The sequence below is a fragment of the Streptomyces sp. NPDC006385 genome, assembly GCF_040612485.1.
In the GTDB taxonomy this organism is placed as follows: Bacteria; Actinomycetota; Actinomycetes; order Streptomycetales; family Streptomycetaceae; genus Streptomyces.
This window is the reverse complement of record NZ_JBEXQG010000152.1, coordinates 1-4,203: the sequence shown is the minus strand read 5'-3', so window position 1 is coordinate 4,203 and position 4,203 is coordinate 1. Positions and strand designations below refer to the sequence as shown.

Below are 4,203 nucleotides of genomic sequence, written 5' to 3'. Positions count from 1 at the left end.
ATCGTCGAGATCGCCGACCGTGAGGACCTGTACGGCAACCCGCGCCACCCCTACACCCGGGCGCTGCTGTCCGCCGTCCCCGAGGCGACCGTGGAGGAGACCCCCGCCCGCGACCGCATCCGGCTCCAGGGTGATGTGCCGTCCCCGATCAACCCGCCCTCCGGCTGCCGCTTCCGCACCCGCTGCTGGAAGGCGACGGACAAGTGCGCGAGCGAGGCCCCGCCGCTGGTCCAGGTCGAGGGCAACAAGCCCGGCCACCTGACCGCCTGCCACTACCCGGAGACGGAGGAAGCGGCCTCCGCGCCCCGTCTCTCCAAGGACCCCCAGACGGCGGCCTGACACACCCCTTTCAGTCGGCCGCCGCTCACGGAACGGACCTTCACCGGCCCATTGACCCGAGCCCATGATCGTCCGGTTCCCGGGGAACGAGGGCCCGTGCCCCCGCGGCGCGGGCCCTCGCCTTTTTGGCGCCGGCGTTCCGACGTCGGTCGGGCGGACGTCGCCCGAGCCCGCGGCGACCGTGGCCGTGTCGTCGAAGATCACATGGAGAGCGTCGGTCACGAGGCGGCCGCCTTTGCGAGTCGACGATCGAGTTCCGCGTCCGGGTCAGCCTCTTCGACGTCACTCGGGTCGTAGCCGTTCCACTCCCGCATGGCCGGCCGAGCGCGCTCGGCCCGCTCGGCCGGCGTGAGCAGGGAATCCGCACTCAGGTTGCCGATACGCACCCGTACCCGTGCCGTTCGCCTAGGTTGGGCCGATGGCCCTTCACCTGCGCGGCACCGTCCTCCCCCACGGCATCACCCGCGACGTCTGGCTCCTCGGCGACCGCATCACCTTCGACCGCCCGTCGGTCGAGGTGGAGACGGTGGCCGACGGTGGCTTCCTGCTCCCCGGACTCGTCGACGCGCACACGCACCCGGGGTCCCGGTCGCAGGAGGAGGCACGCTGGGACCCCGAGGCGTTCGGCGAGCAGATCGCCGCGCATCGGGACGCCGGGACGACGGCGTTGCGGTTCCCGGGGCTGCTGGGTGAGATCCCGGACGAGGTGCGGGAGGCGCCCGACGCGCCGCGCATGGTCACCGCCGGGCGCTGGCTGGCCTGGGCCGGGCTGTCCAGGAACGCCGACTTCCACACCGTGACCGACGACCTCGTGGCCGCCGCCGTCGCCGAGGCCAAGGCCCATGACGGCTGGTGCAAGCTCATGGGTGACTGGGACTTCGAGGCGGACCCCGTGCCGTACGAACTGCTGCGCGCCGTCACCGACGCGGTGCACGCGGCGGGCGGCAGGGTCGCCGCGCACTGCCAGTCCGCGCGGGGCGTGCTCAACGCGGCCCGGGCCGGCGTCGACTCGGTCGAGCACGGCATGGGGATGCCGGAGGAGTGCGTGGGGCTGCTGGCCGCGCACGGTGCCGCCTACGTCCCCACACTGACCGCCTTCGCCCGCAGCGCGCCCCGGATCATCGACAACCCCCGCGGCCGGCTCTGGCACGAAGGCCACCGCATCATGATCCGCCGGGTCCGCGAGGCCCACGACGCCGGCGTCACCGTCCTCGCCGGCACGGACTGCGCGCCCTTCGGCAACGTCGCCACCGAGGTCGAACACCTCATCGCCGCCGGGCTGCCGGCGGACGTGGCGGTGGGCGCGGCCAGTTGGGCGGCACGGGACTTCCTGGGGCTGCCGGGCCTGGTCGAGGGCGGGCTCGCCGACGTCACCGTGTACGACGCGGATCCGCGACGAGAGCCGGGGGTACTGCGGCATCCACGACGGATGGTGCTGCGGGGGCGGGTCGTCCGCTGAGGCCGAGCGACGCCGGCGGAGGTCCTCAGGGCTGTCGCACGACGAGCTCCACCTCGAAGCCGTCCTCGTTCTCCAGATAGGCGGCGCAGTGGTCCGGCCCGCCCGCAAAGGGATACCGGTCCGGGAAGATCGGCGTCCAGCCGTGCCGTGGCGCCTCTTCGACCAGTGCGTCGAGGTCCGTGCGTCCACCCGGCATGTGGAAGGCCAGGTGGTTCAGTCCCGGCAGCAGCCGGTCGTGCCGGTCGCCGCGCAGCGCCGGCGACTCCTCGACCACGAGGTAGGTCTCCCCCGCACGCCAACTACGGCCCGCCGCCCAGTCCTGGTGCCGTTCATGGCCCAGCCGCTCCAGCAGCCACCCCCACGACGCCACCGCGCGCCCCAGGTCGGGCACCCACAGCTCCACGTGATGCAACAACTCCCTTTCCCTTCCCTCGCGTTGGATGTCCCTGTGACAGACTGCCGCGATGGTCGATCGTTCGTTCGCGGATCTCTCGCTCGCCGCGTTGTACGACAGCCTCAACCCGTGGGGGCCGGGTGACGACTTTTGCCTCGGGTATGTGAGGTCCGCCCGGGCCGTGCTCGACGTCGGCTGCGGGACCGGGAGGCTGCTCCGGGAGGCCCGTGCCGCCGGTCATCCCGGGCGGCTCGTGGGACTCGATCCGGCCGCCGCCATGCTCGTGCAGGCACGGCGGCACGGCAGTGGTGTCGAGTGGGTGCTCGGCGATCTGCGCAGCCGGGGCTGGCGGGCGGAGTTCGATCTCGTCGTGATGACCGGGCACGCGTTTCAAGTGCTCCTCCGCGACGAGGAGGTGCGTGCGGCCCTGCACGCCGTGCGTGACGCCCTGCGCGTCGGAGGGCGGTTCGTGTTCGAGACGCGGAACCCGGCCGCGCGGGCCTGGGAGAGATGGACTCGGGACCGGGTGCGCGAGGTCACCGACGAGGACGGGCGCGTCGTACGCGTGTGGCACGAGGTCGATGGGACCCTCGCCGGAGACCGGGTGACCTTCACCGAGACGTTCGACTGCGACGCCTGGGCGGCCCCCGCCGTCAGCCGCAGCACCCTCCGCTTCCTCGCCCCCGACGCCCTGTCCGCCTTCCTCCACGAGGCCGGCCTCACCGTGGACGAGCGGTACGGCGACTGGGGGCGGACGCCGCTCACCCCGGACGCGCCCGAGATCATCACCGTGGCACGGCGGGCCGCGTAGTGCCGGTACGGAGCCATGGCCGCCGGCCCTGACGGAAGGCAGCGGCGGATGGGAACGTTCCGCCTGACCGCTTCGTTCGGCATGAGCCCGTCCACCTCGTATCCCTGGGAGCAACGTGCCCGAGACCACGCCCGTCACCTCCGCCTTCCTCCCTCAACTCCCGGCCCTGAGCGCACAGGCCGAACGGCTGATCGAGCTGGGGGTGCACGAGGTGGCGGGGCTGCCCGCCGCCGAGTTCCGTGCCTTCGCCGAGGCCGGTGAGGCCGCCGTCGGCCGTGAGGGCCGCGCGGGCGCCGAGGGCACGCTGCTCGCCGTTCACCCGGACCGTGCCCCCGCCTCCGCCCTCGCGCCACTGCTGCGCCGCGACGACAAACCCGGCTTCGTCGTCACCGACATGCCCGACGTCGACCTCTTCGCCCCCGCTGCCGTCGAACTGCCCGATGCCCCGCTCTACCTCGTCACCGGCCTCGACCGCGGCGACCACATGTCCAACTGGAGCCCCGACGAGGCACTGCCCGCCCTCACCAAGGAGGACCGCACCCCGCTGCTGCTCACCGAAGGCATCCACTGGGTGCTGCAGCAGCCGGCTGCCCTGGAGCGCAACCACTGCTTCATGACCATCGGCTCCCGGCTGCGCAAGGCCGACGGCGCCCTGGACGCCCGCACCCCGGCCATCTGGATCAGCAACGGCACCGGGCGGGACGGCCGCGAGCGCCGCAACGCCCCCAAGGTGGGCTGGTGCTGGTGGAACAACCGGCACACCTGGCTGGGCTTCGCCTCCACGACGGGACGCCGCGGCCGCGACGACCTCACGGTGCCCGGCCAGTCCTAGGGCCTGTCGCCCGAGCCCTCCAGCGCCGCCAGCGCCGGATCCAGCACGATGTCCTCGTCCCGCGCCTCGGTCGTCGGTTCCTCCGGGAAGTGGCAGGCGGTCAGATGGTCCGCGTGGTTGCCGGAGATCTGGACCAGCGGCGGCTCCTCGGCCGCGCACTTGTCCTGCGCCTTCCAGCAGCGCGTGCGGAAACGGCAGCCGGAGGGCGGCGAGATCGGCGACGGCACGTCACCGGCCAGCCGGATCCGCTCCCGCTGGGGCACGTCCTCGCCGGCCACGTTCACCTCGGGGACGGCGGACAGCAGGGCGTGGGTGTAGGGGTGCCGGGGGCGGGTGTAGATGGAGTCGCGGTCGCCGACCTCGATCAC

6 protein-coding genes are annotated in these 4,203 nt (G+C 73.0%); 4 read left to right on the top strand and 2 right to left on the bottom strand.

All coding sequences use genetic code 11. From position 1 onward, the window contains the following. Positions 1-339: oligopeptide/dipeptide ABC transporter ATP-binding protein (locus tag ABZ078_RS44125; RefSeq protein WP_356584305.1), on the top strand; the 339-nt coding region annotated here is incomplete at its 5' end. 418 nt (positions 340-757) lie between these two features. Further along, complete coding sequence (locus tag ABZ078_RS44120) at positions 758-1,798, top strand: amidohydrolase family protein (protein WP_356584303.1); 1,041 nt, start codon at positions 758-760, stop codon at positions 1,796-1,798. Positions 1,799-1,823: 25 nt separating this feature from the next. On the opposite strand, the gene ABZ078_RS44115 is transcribed toward ABZ078_RS44120, so the two are convergent. Then, positions 1,824-2,213: a VOC family protein gene (locus ABZ078_RS44115; RefSeq protein ID WP_356584301.1), complete on the bottom strand. Its 390-nt coding sequence runs from the start codon at positions 2,211-2,213 to the stop codon at positions 1,824-1,826. Between the two features lie 49 nt (positions 2,214-2,262). Here ABZ078_RS44115 and ABZ078_RS44110 point away from each other — a divergent pair, with 49 nt between their 5' ends. Together ABZ078_RS44110 and ABZ078_RS44105 are read left to right on the top strand one after the other, a co-directional pair. Further along, entirely contained in the window at positions 2,263-3,003 is a 741-nt protein-coding gene (locus ABZ078_RS44110) for a class I SAM-dependent methyltransferase (protein WP_356584299.1), read from the top strand. Positions 3,004-3,118: 115 nt separating this feature from the next. Continuing rightward, positions 3,119-3,835, top strand: coding sequence for a DUF5701 family protein (locus ABZ078_RS44105; protein ID WP_356584298.1), 717 nt, complete (start codon positions 3,119-3,121; stop codon positions 3,833-3,835). Here the strand turns inward: ABZ078_RS44105 and ABZ078_RS44100 are convergent. Beyond that, positions 3,832-4,203 (bottom strand): oligopeptide/dipeptide ABC transporter ATP-binding protein (locus ABZ078_RS44100; protein WP_356584297.1); only part of this gene is annotated, 372 nt, incomplete at its 5' end. The genes ABZ078_RS44105 and ABZ078_RS44100 overlap by 4 nt on opposite strands.

Coding starts and splice junctions, on each gene's coding strand:
- ABZ078_RS44120 (WP_356584303.1), top strand. CDS start 758: ATGGCCCTTCACCTGCGCGGCACCGTCCTCCCCCACGGCATCACCCGC.
- ABZ078_RS44110 (WP_356584299.1), top strand. CDS start 2,263: ATGGTCGATCGTTCGTTCGCGGATCTCTCGCTCGCCGCGTTGTACGAC.